Below are 15237 nucleotides of genomic sequence, written 5' to 3' on the forward strand. Positions count from 1 at the left end.
CTTTTAGTATCACCCACACCTACCCGCTAATAAAATCCTTATTTAATTAACTAAATTCACATATTTATTACCTAAAATCCTATATTTGTTAAAGTACCTTTACGTCGTTGAATCGCCACACCAACATTCCATATGATCACACCGACAATTGCCCACAACGCACCAACAATAAGAATCACAAGTAGCGATACGCCAACATTTACAGAACCATCAACTATACTAAGCGATACTTGCGTAACATGAGTTACTGGAATCACATATAACACGTATTGCATCATCTTAGGAAATACGCTAATTGGAGCAATCACACCACAAACAATAGGAAGTATTGCACTAAGCGCGTTAGAAATAGTATAAACATCATTCATCATCATGCTTATAGCAGCTATAGCAATACCAAATCCCGTAGAAGCAATAGGAACAATAAGGAACAACAGCATCAACACACTCATATTAATCACAAAGAAAGCACTTGGGCTTACTACAAGCATTGTTATAAACAAAGTCACAGCATCACTCACCAAAGAAATAGTAACGAGCGCAATAATACGACCGAACCATAATGGTAATGCAACTTTTGCGCTTGTAAGCACGAATGGTGTTGTGCCTTCAAAACGATCCCATGCTAGTGCTTCTGACACCGTCATACTTGTGGAAATAGAACACGCACCCATCACAGCAGCAAGAGTTGATGCAATCAAACTATGATTAAAACCCGCGCTAGTCGCATAACTAGCTGCTCCATTGAATCCTCCGCTTACAGCTCCAGCTAGAAAAACGTATAAGAACGTGGATAAAAGAGGCTCAACAATCATACGGATAACAGCAGTATTCCAACTATTTAAGCTAGGTATACTCTGTATACTCACTCTTGCACCAGTTCGTATACTAGATAAAACGCTCATGTGACCATACTGAGAATATTGATTATATTGATGCAGTCTAGCGTACTTACTATTTTGAATAATTTTATTTCGCATAGTTTCAACCTGATTATTATTTCGTATCATATTATGTTCAAACTTCCATTAAGCGTTGCAAGTCGAATAGCATGACGTAACATAAAACCTGCAATAACAAGCAAAACGCTGGATAATACAACACATAACACAATCGCTAACACAGTAGTAGCATTAAACGATTGCGCATGAGCCACCCACACTGCAGACGTAAGCGGATGAATAAACGCAATAACGCGAGCTGGCAATGGCATTGATTCTACAGGAATCACTATTCCACAAAGCATCCATACAGGAATTAAAATCAAACCTTCATAAACTGTAGCTTTACGGCATAATACAAAAATTCCAGATAATAATGCAGCAGAAGCTACGCAAGCGAGCATAGAAAGTAAGTATCCAACTAACTGCGTGAATGTTATCATAAAGAACCCATGGCAGAAAACAGCAACGGCAATAATCGCAAGCGGCATACCAATACACCCAAGTAAAGCTGCGGATCCTACAATAGGAAGAAACACTGCAGAAGGTGAGATAACACTTAAAATTAAATATTGTAATGTTCCTAAATAACGCTGGTATCCAATAATTCCAACAGCAGTAGTTGTAGCAGACCATAATCCAGCTATAGAAGAATCAACCCAAATATTATTAAGGCAGTTGGTACAATCATGAGAAAAACCATAGTAGGCAACAATTTTCATCAACGCAAAACATACTGGAGCAAGTATCGCATTTTGCAAGAAAAACGTTGTTTTCGCTAAACTTTTAAGCTGAAACCACATGCCACGAATCACAGAAGCGTACGAACGAGTAGAAGTATTCATATTAAGCCTCCTACTTACTTAATGGGAGCAAGGACGGCGAAAGAAGACGGCGTAGCAGCAGAAGTAGAAGTAGAAGTATTTGATGCAGAAATATTATCATTTTGCACAATAGCAAGATACGTTTCTTCCAAACTTGCAGCGCGATCACCTAAACGCGTAATCCCATCAACAGGAATTTTAATATTTCGTTCTTGAGATACTGTTTTACTCCACGCGATAGTAATATTTAACACTCCATGCGATTCAAAAACATCACACCACAACACTCCATCAAGTTTTTGCAATTCTTCCTTAACACTAGGAGTTCCGCTTGATAGTTCACCGTCATACGCGTACATTGTTACATGATCAATATGCTGTAAAGAAGCCAACTGCTGAACACTTCCCTGAGCGATAATATTACCGTGATTTATTACAGCAACAGTATCAGCTAATTTTTCAGCCTCACTCATCTCATGCGTAGTTAGCAAAATCGCTATTCCTTGATCTCGTAAAGCATGAATAATTTCACGTACTTTCCTAGCATTTTCAGGATCCAAACCAGTGGTAGGCTCATCTAAAAGCATAAGATCCGTTCTAGCAACCAGCGATCGAGCAATATGCAATCGCTGCCACATTCCCCTTGAAAAAGTTTGAACAGCATCATGAGCTTTATCAAGTAAATCAACTTGCTCAAGAGCATCATGAATACGCTTACCTTGCTCCCTATATGGAACAGCGGAAAGATCCGCAAAATAACGAAGATTATCTAATGCACTTAGCCTTTGATAAAATCCTCGCTCACCTCCAAGAAGTAACGACACGTGCTTACGTGCTTCTCGAGGATTACTCACAGCATCAATACTGGCAATACGAACACTACCACTATCAGGAGCTAACAACGTACCAACAATTTTCACAGTAGTTGTTTTACCTGCACCATTCGGACCAAGCAAGCAAAATATTTCACCAGAATGAATATCAAAAGATACGTTATGTAAAACTTGGCGAGTTGTTTTCTTATGACCGAATCCACGAGAATAAGATCTTGTTACATTATCAATACGCAATATTAAGTTGCTAGTTGACTGCTTATTATTGTTATCGCGACTATCAGTTGCGTTTTCTACATTATTATTCATTATTATTGCTTCGTTCTTACTTGTTATTAAAGCTTAATTCTTACTATTATTGAATAAATTTCAACAATGAAAATCAGTTAGATAAAAAGATAACGCTTGCTTACAAGAAAACGTGTAAAAATCAACGCGCACGTGCAAACATAATGACAAACATCATGTGCAATGCGTGTTTAATACTGCTAAAGAATATGTATCTTAAGCTGTTTTATGTGCTTTTATATGCCTTTCAAACCGTTCTTAAGACTAGCGATCATTTGGGCAGTCATAGCGCAACACCTCATAAACTTAAATGTGCTTTACGTGGAAAATTATATGAGCATTACGTCAAAAACTCAAATATAAGCAACCACAAAACATTTGTTTAACATTTGCAATACATTATAAGTAGTTGGAAGCAATAATATGTCTAAAACTGCAAACATCAACATACGTATTGAACCAAGTGTAAAACAAAGTGCTGAAGACTTATTTGACAGCTTCGGAATTTCCGTCACTGATGCTATCAATATTTTCTTACGAACTTCCATAATGGAAGGCGGTTTCCCATTCATAATTAAGCAGCCACAATATAACACTGAATCACTGGCTGCTATGGAAGAAGCTAGAAGAATTTCCAGAGACCCTAACGTACCATCGTATTCCTCTATGGAAGACCTTAAGAAAGCGTTGTTGCAAGACTGATGTACAACGTTAAGTTCACGAATGCCACATCAAGGCAGACTGGTTACTTGTTTATTTACTAGAGGATGATATTCTCACATTCACATTCGCACTTTTAGTAACTGCCATATCAACCAACCTCCATACACACACCATAAAATACTGTATCGCATATTGCAACACAATTGCACGAATGGGATTTTTCGACTGTCATACACGATTTTTATGTTCGCATTACTACATCAGATAATACGATCAAGCGCCATGATGGTAGGAAGCCCCGCTTATTTTCTCGTTTGAGTTTGAACATAAAAATAGCAGATAAAGGGAAGGAAATGAATTTACACCAAAGTGAGGGCTTAATCGCTAACAGCATGCTCGCAATATAAAAATTGCAAACAACGTTCTCATTGCATAACTTTTTCGCAATTTGTTATCTAAGTCGCAGTAGCTGGGATAGCACAGAAGAATTACGTCAAGCTATTCATACTTATATTGATTTTTACAACAATCACAGAATTAAAATGGGGCTTAAAAGACAATTATGGAACATCATGCTATGGTTGCACAAAATGTCTAAAAAATCATCCTAAGCCCCTTTTGTTTTCAATGTCAAGTAATACTAAATGTTAAGCTTTTTTAGTATAACAACAGAGAGTTTTCATTGATATTTCAACGATAACTCGGGTTTTTAGCACACTTTTTGCCGCTTACCCTCAAAAATGGTTCCTTCATTAGGCAACGACATCGTTGTCATCAAAGCAAGCATAAACATAAGCGGACCGAGCGCATCCCCATACGTTTTGAACATCACACCAAAATCATGGCCGAATACCACCATCGACAAGTAAAGGAACATAAAATTCACAGCTGTAAACATAACCAACTTCAGCACGAACATAAGAACCTTGTACATAAGAATATCCTCCTCACTCACTCCACGGAGTCGCACACCAAATAGGTTTAATACTCATTCTATCCAATAATTTTTTGCCATACAATTGTTGTTGTTATTTTTGATAACACATAAAATGTATAAGGTGTTCTAAGTTTTACTTGTAACAAATAGAAATAGGGTTATTCCCCCAAATACTAAATTATGCAAATAGACTACAATTAGAATACTCTAATGAAACTAACCTAATCTACTGTTGTAATTAAATGATGAACTCTTGCAATAATCCCATTGGTAGTGTATGTAGCAACAAGATGGTTAAGAATGGTAAAACCAGTGCAAATAAAACACGATGGAGATATGCGAAACATGCGGCTCTTTTTTAATACAACATTGCCAAGATATAACACGTAAAAAACTGTTACATTTGTTTATGAAATGGCTGTTAAGTTTTTTAAACAAAAACTATAAATATAATAGCAAGGAAAAAGGAAAGATATAACGGGTTACGTAGAACCTTTTGCTTAAAAGAGAAGAAAACAGTCTTATAAAATCTTATGCGGCCACTGCGGTTCTTCTCCATGGGTGCTGCTTGATAACGAGAACAATATTGGTAAACACAATGCCAACAACTACGCTCACCCATGCCAAACTCGGTGTAAGAAGCCAAGCGAGAACACCGAAGATAAGCAGTCTAAGCAATACAGAAATAGTCAAAAAAGACCAACTTTTTGTTGGGCATTTCTGTTGATCAGTCTTCAATGCGCCCATCAGAACCATAACCGCAGCTGCCGCGCAAGAAAATAGCATATTGCCCAAGAACATGACGAGTAGCGTTCGCCAGCCAGCGATACTACCCAGCATCCACCATTGCAACATCAATGCAAGCACAAATATGACGACATCGTATACTGCTTCCATCAGCATATTCGCAACGATTAACGAGGAGAATGTTAGAGACGTACTTCTAGGAGTGTCTGTTTTACCTGCGTTCGCATGCTGTAATGCAATCATGTTGCTCACCTCGCGCGCTTTACGCGCTCTTCTTCAAGCATTTGAACGCCAAGCTCAACCGCTTTCTGTGAAGCTTCATGTAATTGCGCATCCGTCATACCTGGCTGCCAAGGCTTTTCTAAAACAAACAGCAACACACTAGTGATCGCTGCGCCAATAATAATGCTTAGCAGCGTAGTATTTGAAACAAGCAATAAAGCAATACCAGAAGTCACCAGCAGCCTGAGCACAAAATCGATGATTCCGATAAGCAAATCGCCAGACCCGTCATCCGGTCTTCGATGCCTATCCCACTGCAGATACGCTGTACTTAGCAGCGAAAACACCACAACACTCAGCGCGAGTATGACCACAGTTTCCCAACCTAGTACGCGGTGCCCTACGAACTGCTGTACAAGCAGCGCAATAATAAGCGTGCAAATGCCAGCAACAGTTTCTGTAATCACATGACCCCAAAAAGCATGCTTGAAAAGCACTGGCCTTACATTCGTCTCACTCATCATCTTTCTCCAGAAAATGCAATTACGGAATATCGTGCTTTGATTATACAAAATGTATAAAAAATTGTCCTAAGCCCCGATTGAGTGGTCAGTATAGATAAAATTTAATATTTTTCCTATATATTAATCTAGATTAATCCAATACCTTCTTGTCGTAACATTTCCTCTTGATAAGCTATTTTTCACTTTGTTCTCCAAAATTCCACCATTATTTTCTATAACTTTTATCGATCCAATATTGTCATCATCACATGTAATCAAAACTTTATGTAGATTCAGAGTCTCTTTACAATATGTAAGTGCCATAGAAAGCATTTTTGTTCCATAACCCTTCATACATTCAGATTGCCTAATTTCGTACCCTATGTGACCACCATAGTTAATTAAAAAAGAATTTAATTCATGCCTAATATTAATTTCACCAATAAATTTTTCATTATCTATCAGCCAAAATGTAGTAGCTCTAACATAATTTTCAGGCAAATTTATACCATGTTCATAGTTATAAGAATTCTCTATAATTGTGTCATAATTTCTAAAACGTCTTTCTGCATTCGGCCTAAAAATTTCATCTTCTTCATTTGCTTCTATATAACCTTGAATATATTTACTATCTGGTCTAATTAATTTCATAAGTTCTCCTTATTCTTAATATGCAATTCTAATAAGAATACGATTCTATTAAAATTAGAATCCATACCAGGCTGTTTAGCTTTAATAGTATTACTATTAAAAAAAAAACCACACATACAAGCTTTATTAAAGAAAAATTTTTTATTTTTCCAATAAGTGCAGGCTTTTCGAATCCATAAAATTTTTCTTTCCACCCATTTACTACTTATTACGAAGAAAACCAACTTTCATAAATTCTTTATCTCCAATACGGAACTTTTTACTATTAAACGCCACTCCCATAATTCTGCTAATAATATACTCATTAGTTATAAGCACGAAATACTGCTTATCTTTTTTATCCACCAAATAATACTGATCAGCCCCAAGAGTGGAGACAGCTTTACTGAAATCATATATGCCAAACAATGGCAATCCTCCAAGGAGAGTAGAAAACCATCCAACAAAATTATCCACTATCTTCTCAGATGAACTGTTATAAGTTTTAACAACAGTTAGCATATTGATTTCTGAGTCAGGATATTCATCTAAGACAATCTGCTCTTTAATTTTCGACTTCTTAAAACTGCTCACCCTACCGTCGAAACAATATTTATTGAGATTAATAGGCTTCTTAGTAATAGAAAAATCAACGCTATTGTTCTCATCCAAAAGATAATCAACGCTCACGCTTAGAGCAGATGCAATAAATTTCAGATTCTCGATATCCGGCAAACCCCGATTCGTTTCCCATTTTGCTACAGCAGCACGAGATACCATCAATAATTCCGAAAGCTCCTCCTGCGTCAACCCAGCTTCCAGACGAGCCTTTCTAATTTTTTCTCCCAAAGATATAACGCTACTCATAACACAACTCCTTTCAAATCACTTATTACACATCATGAAATTACTTGACGGAAACCAAATTAGTATTGAAACATTTGATTTAGATACCGCCTAATTACAAACTAACAAATAATTTACAACGGAAAAAGAAACAAGATGAAACACTATAGTTACCAACTGTAACAGCATAAGAAATCAAATAATGTAGGGAACTTTTTTACGACTATTGCGACGGTTTGTTCCCCAAAACACAAGCAACTAGAGCACACATAGGCTATATGTCATTTATAAAATAACTCTCAAAATACTTAGGATTTATTTATCCTAAAATATATGCTATAATTCTTCTAAAAATGGAGGTTATTGATATGAATGTAAATACAGACACGCTCGTTTCTATTTCTGAAGCCAATCAAAACTTTTCCAGGGTTGCGCGTCTTGTTGACACATACGGATCAGCTGTTATTTTGAAAAACAACGCTCCTCGCTACGTAATTTTAGAATTCCCAAAAGCCAAAACTGAAAAAGTTACTGTTCCATCAGACGATGAAGTTATGGCTTTATCCAACATGTTCATCAAAAAGAACAAAAAAGTTTATGAGGAACTTGCCAAATGAAGTATTTAACACGAGAACAGGTGATTAAACTTCACCAGGCTCTGATTGAAACAAGTGGTGGTTCTTCAGGTATCCGAGATGTAGGAATGCTTGATTCTGCATTAAAGACTCCACTGCAAACATTTGACGAGAATGAACTTTTCCCATCTGTCTTAGATAAGGCAGCCCGTCTAGCTTTTGGTCTTATAAAGAACCACCCTTTTATTGATGGCAACAAGCGTATTGGCACACATGTCATGCTAATCTTTCTGGCACTCAACAACATTATGTTGTCTTATAAAGATGAAGAACTGATTGATATTATTCTCAAAGTTGCATCAGGCAAGGCAAATGAAAATGACTTTTACACTTGGATTAAAAATCACCAAGCCTAATACTCCGACATTTAAAAACATTTTTAGAATATGCCAAACTCTATTTCGTGTGACTAGTCAAAGTAGCGGACATAAAACACCACAACAGTATTACTTCACTACAGCTTTTCCATTCAAGCAGTGCACAGCATAGTGAGCACATCCATTTGTTTTGCGCCCAAGATCTGCTTTATGCTTATCACAAACTTCAGCCATACCATTCTCACAAACTACTTCAAGACATGCACCCTTGGTAATTTCTCCTTCTAAAACACTCGTACCATTTAACGTATCCACCATGCAAGAAACAACAACCTTAACATTATGCGCCACAGCAGAACCATTAAGACACTTTAGAAAAACACCATTCGCCTGAGCATTCCTTGCTTCCACCCTGCCATTATGAACTTCTGCATAAATCTTGTCAGCTTTAATATCTGCTACTAATACTTGATTCGACTCAGCTTCAATCTCACAAAAATCAACATTCTCCGGCAACGTAACAATGACCTCAGGACTGCCTTTAGCAAGCCACTTAAGCCAGTAAAAAGCCGACACTTTTTCTGTTTGAACGAACTTTATACCGTCTTGATTTTCTTCAACACAAAATATATCTTTTTCACAATTAACATAACTAATACTAAAAGAATCAGCTCTTCTGACCGTTAAGCTAACATCTTTCGTTTTTGCTACAAACTTCCTACTATTCGTCACTTGAACAACTCCCTTGTTAAATATCGGGTTATAGACCAAAAATCAAAAGACCCGACTTGGTCCGCATTGCTAAGAGGCGCGTCGGGTACTGTTAATTATTGTAATATACTATTGGTGGTTATTTGTCAATTTCAATGAAATAATGCTTATGTAACGATCTCTTACCATAATAGCGGGATTCATTAATATCTTTCATCTGAAATTATATGCTCTATTCCACTGTGCTCCGATTTAAGATATTCTTTCATAAATGTCGGGTAAGCCTTGCACTTATCAAGCTCATCTATAGGTAACCAATGCATCGTCTCTTTAGCACCTGACTCTGTAGTGCTTTGGCTCGTAAAATCTCTTTTGCCCATGGGCTTCATCATGTAGTAGAATGTCAGCTCATGGAAGTCTACTCCTTTTAAGCCAGAGCTGCCGATGAAGAAGTTCTCGTGTATGACAGCAAGATGATCGACTTCATAATTAAGACCTGTCTCTTCAAATACTTCTCTCTTAACGGCTTCTTCTGATGTCTCGCCCATGTGAACCGCTCCGCCAACTGAGTAGAAATAGTCGTCCTCATCATTTCTTGCAAATAGCACACAACCTTCTTCGACTATGATAGCTGCTGCTCTATATCTAAATGCTTTTTTATCGTTAATAAATCCGCAATTATATTCCATAGTTTACTCCTTTATTTTTTATCTAATGACTGTGACTTATGGTTCAAATGCAAACAAGTTCCCAATCTTAATCGAAAATCCAAGTGATTGATACATTTGTATATCACATTGTGCACAAGCAACAGTCATTGAACTTATTGCACTCGACCCTAGAGCGTTGACATGTTCCCTCAAACAACCAAAACACACTCAAAAACCACGCCAAGCCAGCCTAAAGCCGCCACACGCTAAACCTTTTAACGATAGACCCTGCAAACCCCTGCTACATAAGGGCAAAAATGCACCCACCTATTAAGCCCTTGACATCAATACGACAGTCTCACGTGTATCAAGACTACCCTTATGATAACCATGCATCAATAAAAGAGCCTTAACGTTCATTGCAGGAGAGAAACTGGCAAGGGGAATGTCGTATGATGATAAAAGTCTAAGGCACTACAAACTGGGATTTGGATTTTACTTAAAATTGTATTATTTTATTAGCGATATCTTCTACAAATCGCTTATCGTGTTCCACAAATATGAGTGTAGGCTTTGCTTCTTTTATAATTTCCTCAATCTGTATTCTTGATATTACATCTATATAATTCAGTGGTTCGTCCCAAACAAATATATGAGCTGGCTTTGAGAAACTTACAGCAATTAAAACTTTCTTTTTTTGTCCATCACTATAATTCTTCATATCCATTTCAAATAATTCTCTTGAAAAATCTAATTTTCTTAGAATTGTTTTACACAATGTTTCATCAACATCTTGCTTGTGAATATATTCATTTAGGCTACCTGTTAAATTAGATGTGTCTTGAGGAATATACGAGATTTTTAAATTACCTGCTAATTTTATCTCACCTGTATACTCGTGATTTATACCTAATAAAATTTTAATCAAGGTTGATTTTCCGCTACCATTACCCCCATATATAGCCACTATGTCGCCTTGCTTTATCTCGAAACTTACATTATTTAGGATCTGTCTCTCTCCATAGCATGATGATAAATTGCTAACCGATATTAGAGGATTTTTATGATGATGTAATGGATGCAATAATAGACTTTCCTTTGTTTCGATATCTTTTAGTAAACTCTGTTTTTCTTCTATTGCCTTGTTTTGTCTATTCTCCAAATTCTTAGATTTTTTCATCATCTTGGCTGATTGATGACCTATATGTCCTTTGTCTGGTTTTACACCTGATACTTTTACACCATTTTTAGTATTTTCAATTTTATCAGACCAAATTTGACTTTGTCTTGCAGACTCTTTTAATCGTTTAATATCTTTTCTTAATCTCTCATTTTGACTAATTTCAAATTGGTCTTTCATCACTTTGTTTTCATACCATGATGTAAAATTTCCCGATTGGACATCAATAGAATTCCTGTTAATAGAAATAACATGATTGATACAACCATCTAAAAAATCTCTATCATGAGATATAAGCAAAAATCCTTTTTTACTTTTCAGATATTCACTTACAATTTTTCTTCCGTCCATATCTAAATGGTTTGTTGGTTCATCAATAAGTAAAAAGCCATCTTCTCTTGTAAACAAAATAGCTAAAAGGATTTTTGTTTGTTCCCCTTTAGAAAGCGTTTCAAACTCTCTGTAAACAAGGTTCTCATCTACATTTAGCAAACTGAGTTCTCTAAATAACTTCCATTCTTCATCATCTGATATTAGTTCTTTATATAACTCAATTCCTAATTTTGAAGTATCGCTTATATTTGGTGGAAATTTAATAAATTCAACATCCTTGCTTATTTTACCTTGATAAGTTTCTTGATTTAAAAGTAACTTAAATAGAGTTGATTTACCGATTCCATTTCTTCCTATCAATCCCGTTTTCCAGTTTGTATCAAAGGAAAACGATACATTTTTAAATATGGGTTTTACATATCCATAATATGAGAAAGTGAGGTTTTCAATTTTAATTACTGACATAAAACGCCTCCCTAAATTATCATTTACCGCCCGGGTGCAAAGTGTGTGCACCTTTTAACGTTTAGTTTTTCATGTATTACTACGGTTATCACTGCTTTGCTTTTCAGTCATTTCAATTCTCGATTAGGTAATTTTCCAGTTCTCAAAGCGACAGTAACAAACTCAACCTCTTGCAAGCACTTCTCGCAAAGTTCATAACCTTCATTGAAGTTCACTCTTGACCTAAATGTGCTAGCAATGAATTCGCATGGTGAGGTGATCCTTTCAACTACACCGCACCGTTCGCACTCAGCATACACATTCCCATCCTTAATCGGAATAAACATTCCATGATCTTTCTCATTTCCCATGACGCTAACATCTTCGAAATCATCAAATTTTACATAGAGCATATACGGCTTCCTCCTTTATCGGTATGTCTATATACGCTCTAATTCCAACTTATATCAAGTTTTATTGCTTCTTTTTTGATCTATATGTCTGCTACTTCGCAATAGCTTTCCCATTAAGACAGTGCACCATGTAATGCGCAAATCCATCGTTTTTACAATTTACCTTCTTCTTATCTGAAACCTCGGTGACACCATTCTCACAATCTACTTCAAGGCTTGCATCCTTGGTGATTGTTCCTTCTAAAATACTCATGCCATTTAACGTATCAAGCGTACAAACATGAGTTACTTCTACGTTTGTTGCTGAAGCCAGCCCATTATAACATTTAAGAAAGACATCATCCGCCTTCAAATTAACAACTTCTACCTTGCCATTGTTCACTTCTACATAAAGCTTACCAATCTCAATATCTGTGATGAGCACTTGATTAGAATCAGATTCAACCTCACAAAATTCAATCAGTCTTTCGAAGGACAGTCTTAAGCGAGATCACTGTGACACCAATAACAAAAGAGGTAAAACCAATTCTAATAGCAAGTGTGCCATCCCATATTAAGGCAACCAGCATCGCGATTAAGGCAACCGTCAAGCCGAACATCGCTACTTCACGGCAAAAACGAACGAGCTTGTCCATTATCCTTAAACACCTCCTCGTGCACATACTAATAATCAGGTTTCATTTTACCTTTTGAACTATATTTTACCACCTCACAACCTGGGTGCAAAGTGGCGAATCGACTTGCATGAGCGATTAAAACATAATTCGCGAATGCACTTCGATTCGCTGAGCTTGCTCAAAGTTGAAAGCACAGTGTGCTTTCAACGCAAGCGAAGTACGTTAACATCCTGTGCACTCGACCCCAGAGCGTTGATATCTTCCCTCATACAGCCAAACTTGAATTTATATATCTACTGTTTTAATAAGTTTGATTGCCCTTGATGATACTAACTCGTCTTGGCTCATTTCCAAAAGGCTCTTTTTATCTACCCACTTATAATTAACCGTTTCTCCTTTTTGAAGAGCAATTGCATTTTTCTTACAATCGGTTACGCATAGATATTCAACATAAAGAGAGTGGTAAACATCCTGCACAAATCTTCCGATCTCCATAATATTTGAAGCTTCAATACCTGTTTCTTCTTTTAATTCTCTTACTGCACATTCTAATGGTGTTTCATATTGCAATGCAGAACCACCTGCTGTCAACTCCCACATTCCACCGAATTTCTTTTCAAAATCTCTTTGCATAATAAGGTAAGTACCATCTATATGTTTAACAATTACTTCGCCCACCAAATGATACATGCCGTCAGGAATTGGTTCTCCTCTCACTAATGTAATATTCTTTAATTTATTAAATTCTTTATCATACGCATCCCAAATCTCAGCCATAAAACCCTCCATAAGGCCTGATTGTCAATTTCATTAAATATGAATTTTATCTTTCTCCAGTGGATACAAAGCCATTGTTCACTTCTACATAAAGCTTACCAATCTCAATATCCGTGATGAGCACTTGATTAGAATCAGATTCAACCTCGCAAACTTCCACATCATGTGGCAAACTCACAACAATTTCAGGCATACCCTGAGTAAACCACCTCATCCAATTCGAAGCTGAAACTTTTTTAGTTTGAATAAGCCTTATAACATTTTGCGCTTCCTCAACCCTCAATATATCTTGTTCACAGTTAACAAAGCTCACACCAAAAGTATCAGCACGTTTCACCGTTAAACGAACATCTTTCGTCTCTGCGATAAACTTCTTATTATCCATTACTTACGTTAATTAGATAAATAAATACATAAATTACAATTGAACTAGTATAGAAATATTCTATTTTTCACATAATATAGTAAAAGTAGTGAATAAAGTACGAGGAGGTAATTTGTGAAGAAAAGATATATGTTGAGAAATATTTTTAAAATCAAATATAATTTCCAGAATATTGTTTTAATCGTTTTCATTGGACTATTAGCAGGTTTCTTATCAGGATTGTTCGGTGTAGGTGGAGGAATGGTGATAGTTCCTGCATTAACTGTTTTTATGAAATTTGATCAGCGTCATGCTACTGCTACTTCTCTTGTTGCCATAATTATAACGTCGCTTTGTGGAAGCATTGTTTACGGTTTAAACGGCAAAGTGTCATTTTTATCAGCATTTTTTCTAATAATAGGTTCAGTTTTCGGATCACAAATTGGGGTATATTTTTCACATATTTTGCCTAAAAAAATATTTCCTTGGTGTTTTACACTTTTTGTATTACTAGTTATATGTTCTAGTCAAGTTTGGATTCCGTTAAGAAATGTAGATTTTAATGTTAGTTTTTTAAAAGCTATATGTCTTATATTTATAGGCGTTGTTTCTGGTATTTTTTCAGGTATTTTAGGCGTTGGTGGCGGAGGAATTATAGTGCCATGCGTGCAACTTTTGCTCGGCATGGGAGACCTTATGGCAAGAGGAACTGCTTTGCTTGTCACGCTTCCTACAGTTATAAGTGGTAGTATTGCTAATGCTCGTTACCATTATACTCATTTTACTGAAGGAATTATTATCGGTATTTTTGCGACATTTACTGTAAACTTAGGCGCAATAATTGCGCGCAGTATTTCACCTTTTATATGCAATATATTGTTTTGTATTTTTTTGTTCAGCGTATGCTTACAAATGATATTAAAAACAGGTATTTTAGCTAAGAATAAGCGTTAAATATGTAAAGTCTTTGACTTTTATTTATTTGAAAAAATAGTTTTGAATATAAAAAGTGGGGCTTAGATTTAAGCCCCACGATATAGGAGAATGTTATAAAGTAACTTTTTACAATTATGCCATTTGAGTAACATCTCTTTTTGCTTGTATAAATTTTATTATCATGTTTTTTGCGTAATAAATAATTATGCAAACTATACTGTATATCCTCACTTCACAGGGTGGGTGCAAAGTGGCGAATCGACTTGCATGGGCGCTTTGACAGAGCTTGAAATTGTATAACGCATTTCAAGCTCCTTCAAAGCGTGATTTGGCATGTAAAGTCCAGTGGACTTTACATGCCAAATCAGCCGAACGGCTACTAATAGCCGTGAGGAATAACATAATTCGCGAATGCACTTCGATTCG

The 15237-nt window shown here is 36.2% G+C and carries 18 protein-coding genes and 3 pseudogenes; 6 read left to right on the plus strand and 15 right to left on the minus strand.

The window, feature by feature from the left end; genetic code table 11:
• Nucleotides 1–71 precede the first annotated feature (71 nt).
• The 3 genes and pseudogenes from HXT58_RS03660 to HXT58_RS03670 form a co-directional block, all read right to left on the minus strand.
• Nucleotides 72–1010: an ABC transporter permease gene (locus HXT58_RS03660; RefSeq protein ID WP_415706217.1), complete on the minus strand. Its 939-nt coding sequence runs from the start codon at nt 1008–1010 to the stop codon at nt 72–74.
• Nucleotides 1007–1786 (minus strand): ABC transporter, encoded by a 780-nt coding sequence (locus HXT58_RS03665; protein WP_410295634.1) that lies wholly within the window; start codon nt 1784–1786, stop codon nt 1007–1009. Before HXT58_RS03665 ends, HXT58_RS03660 begins: the two co-directional genes overlap by 4 nt.
• Before the next feature lie 10 nt (nt 1787–1796).
• Nucleotides 1797–2907 (minus strand): annotated as a pseudogene (locus HXT58_RS03670) (ABC transporter ATP-binding protein).
• Between the two features lie 402 nt (nt 2908–3309).
• Between HXT58_RS03670 and HXT58_RS03675 the strand changes: the two are divergent.
• A complete protein-coding gene (locus tag HXT58_RS03675; RefSeq protein ID WP_410295635.1) occupies nt 3310–3588 on the plus strand; it encodes a type II toxin-antitoxin system RelB/DinJ family antitoxin in 279 nt (92 codons plus the stop codon).
• A gap of 389 nt (nt 3589–3977) precedes the next feature.
• Nucleotides 3978–4160 (plus strand): IS3 family transposase, encoded by a 183-nt coding sequence (locus HXT58_RS03680; RefSeq protein WP_080550916.1) that lies wholly within the window; start codon nt 3978–3980, stop codon nt 4158–4160.
• Between the two features lie 98 nt (nt 4161–4258).
• Here the strand turns inward: HXT58_RS03680 and HXT58_RS03685 are convergent, their stop codons facing one another.
• The 4 genes and pseudogenes from HXT58_RS03685 to HXT58_RS03700 form a co-directional block, all read right to left on the minus strand.
• Entirely contained in the window at nt 4259–4483 is a 225-nt protein-coding gene (locus HXT58_RS03685; protein ID WP_004104896.1) for a hypothetical protein, read from the minus strand.
• A 534-nt stretch (nt 4484–5017) separates the two neighbouring features.
• Nucleotides 5018–5976: pseudogene (locus HXT58_RS03690) on the minus strand (hypothetical protein).
• A 123-nt stretch (nt 5977–6099) separates the two neighbouring features.
• Nucleotides 6100–6609 (minus strand): GNAT family N-acetyltransferase, encoded by a 510-nt coding sequence (locus HXT58_RS03695; RefSeq protein ID WP_004104908.1) that lies wholly within the window; start codon nt 6607–6609, stop codon nt 6100–6102.
• A gap of 201 nt (nt 6610–6810) precedes the next feature.
• Nucleotides 6811–7455, minus strand: a complete 645-nt coding sequence (locus HXT58_RS03700) for a helix-turn-helix transcriptional regulator (protein WP_004104911.1) — start codon at nt 7453–7455, stop codon at nt 6811–6813.
• Nucleotides 7456–7802: 347 nt separating this feature from the next.
• Here HXT58_RS03700 and HXT58_RS03705 point away from each other — a divergent pair, with 347 nt between their 5' ends.
• Nucleotides 7803–8051, plus strand: coding sequence for a type II toxin-antitoxin system Phd/YefM family antitoxin (locus HXT58_RS03705; protein WP_248899453.1), 249 nt, complete (start codon nt 7803–7805; stop codon nt 8049–8051).
• Entirely contained in the window at nt 8048–8425 is a 378-nt protein-coding gene (locus tag HXT58_RS03710) for a type II toxin-antitoxin system death-on-curing family toxin (RefSeq protein ID WP_032842276.1), read from the plus strand. Before HXT58_RS03705 ends, HXT58_RS03710 begins: the two co-directional genes overlap by 4 nt.
• A 90-nt stretch (nt 8426–8515) precedes the next feature.
• Here the strand turns inward: HXT58_RS03710 and HXT58_RS03715 are convergent, their stop codons facing one another.
• From HXT58_RS03715 to HXT58_RS03740, 6 genes and pseudogenes are all read right to left on the minus strand, one after another.
• Nucleotides 8516–9118, minus strand: coding sequence for a hypothetical protein (locus HXT58_RS03715; RefSeq protein ID WP_415688669.1), 603 nt, complete (start codon nt 9116–9118; stop codon nt 8516–8518).
• A 182-nt stretch (nt 9119–9300) separates the two neighbouring features.
• Nucleotides 9301–9786 carry an NUDIX hydrolase gene (locus HXT58_RS03720; RefSeq protein WP_004104930.1) on the minus strand — a complete coding sequence of 162 codons (486 nt, stop codon included), beginning with the start codon at nt 9784–9786 and terminating at the stop codon, nt 9301–9303.
• A gap of 460 nt (nt 9787–10246) precedes the next feature.
• Nucleotides 10247–11725 (minus strand): Lsa family ABC-F type ribosomal protection protein, encoded by a 1479-nt coding sequence (locus tag HXT58_RS03725; protein ID WP_004113321.1) that lies wholly within the window; start codon nt 11723–11725, stop codon nt 10247–10249.
• A 107-nt stretch (nt 11726–11832) separates the two neighbouring features.
• Nucleotides 11833–12117 (minus strand): hypothetical protein, encoded by a 285-nt coding sequence (locus HXT58_RS03730; RefSeq protein ID WP_004114737.1) that lies wholly within the window; start codon nt 12115–12117, stop codon nt 11833–11835.
• A 91-nt stretch (nt 12118–12208) separates the two neighbouring features.
• A pseudogene (locus HXT58_RS03735) lies at nt 12209–12577 on the minus strand (hypothetical protein); the annotation flags it as partial.
• A complete protein-coding gene (locus HXT58_RS03740; RefSeq protein WP_004104935.1) occupies nt 12573–12752 on the minus strand; it encodes a hypothetical protein in 180 nt (59 codons plus the stop codon). The gene HXT58_RS03740 and the pseudogene HXT58_RS03735, both read right to left, overlap by 5 nt.
• Nucleotides 12753–12857: 105 nt before the next feature.
• Between HXT58_RS03740 and HXT58_RS03745 the strand changes: the two genes are divergently transcribed.
• The gene (locus HXT58_RS03745) at nt 12858–13058 is read left to right on the plus strand and encodes a hypothetical protein (protein WP_410295094.1); all 201 of its coding nucleotides are present in this window, start codon (nt 12858–12860) and stop codon (nt 13056–13058) included.
• On the opposite strand, the gene HXT58_RS03750 is transcribed toward HXT58_RS03745, so the two are convergent.
• A complete protein-coding gene (locus tag HXT58_RS03750; protein ID WP_004573943.1) occupies nt 13020–13511 on the minus strand; it encodes an NUDIX hydrolase in 492 nt (163 codons plus the stop codon). The two genes, HXT58_RS03745 and HXT58_RS03750, sit on opposite strands and share 39 nt — an antisense overlap.
• Nucleotides 13512–13557: 46 nt before the next feature.
• Nucleotides 13558–13896, minus strand: coding sequence for a hypothetical protein (locus tag HXT58_RS03755; protein ID WP_116442649.1), 339 nt, complete (start codon nt 13894–13896; stop codon nt 13558–13560).
• A gap of 129 nt (nt 13897–14025) precedes the next feature.
• Between HXT58_RS03755 and HXT58_RS03760 the strand changes: the two genes are divergently transcribed.
• Nucleotides 14026–14829 (plus strand): sulfite exporter TauE/SafE family protein, encoded by an 804-nt coding sequence (locus tag HXT58_RS03760; protein ID WP_004104941.1) that lies wholly within the window; start codon nt 14026–14028, stop codon nt 14827–14829.
• Nucleotides 14830–15237: the final 408 nt, after the last annotated feature.

The sequence above is a fragment of the Gardnerella sp. KA01000 genome, from assembly GCF_049244035.1.
GTDB lineage: Bacteria > Actinomycetota > Actinomycetes > Actinomycetales > Bifidobacteriaceae > Bifidobacterium > Bifidobacterium leopoldii.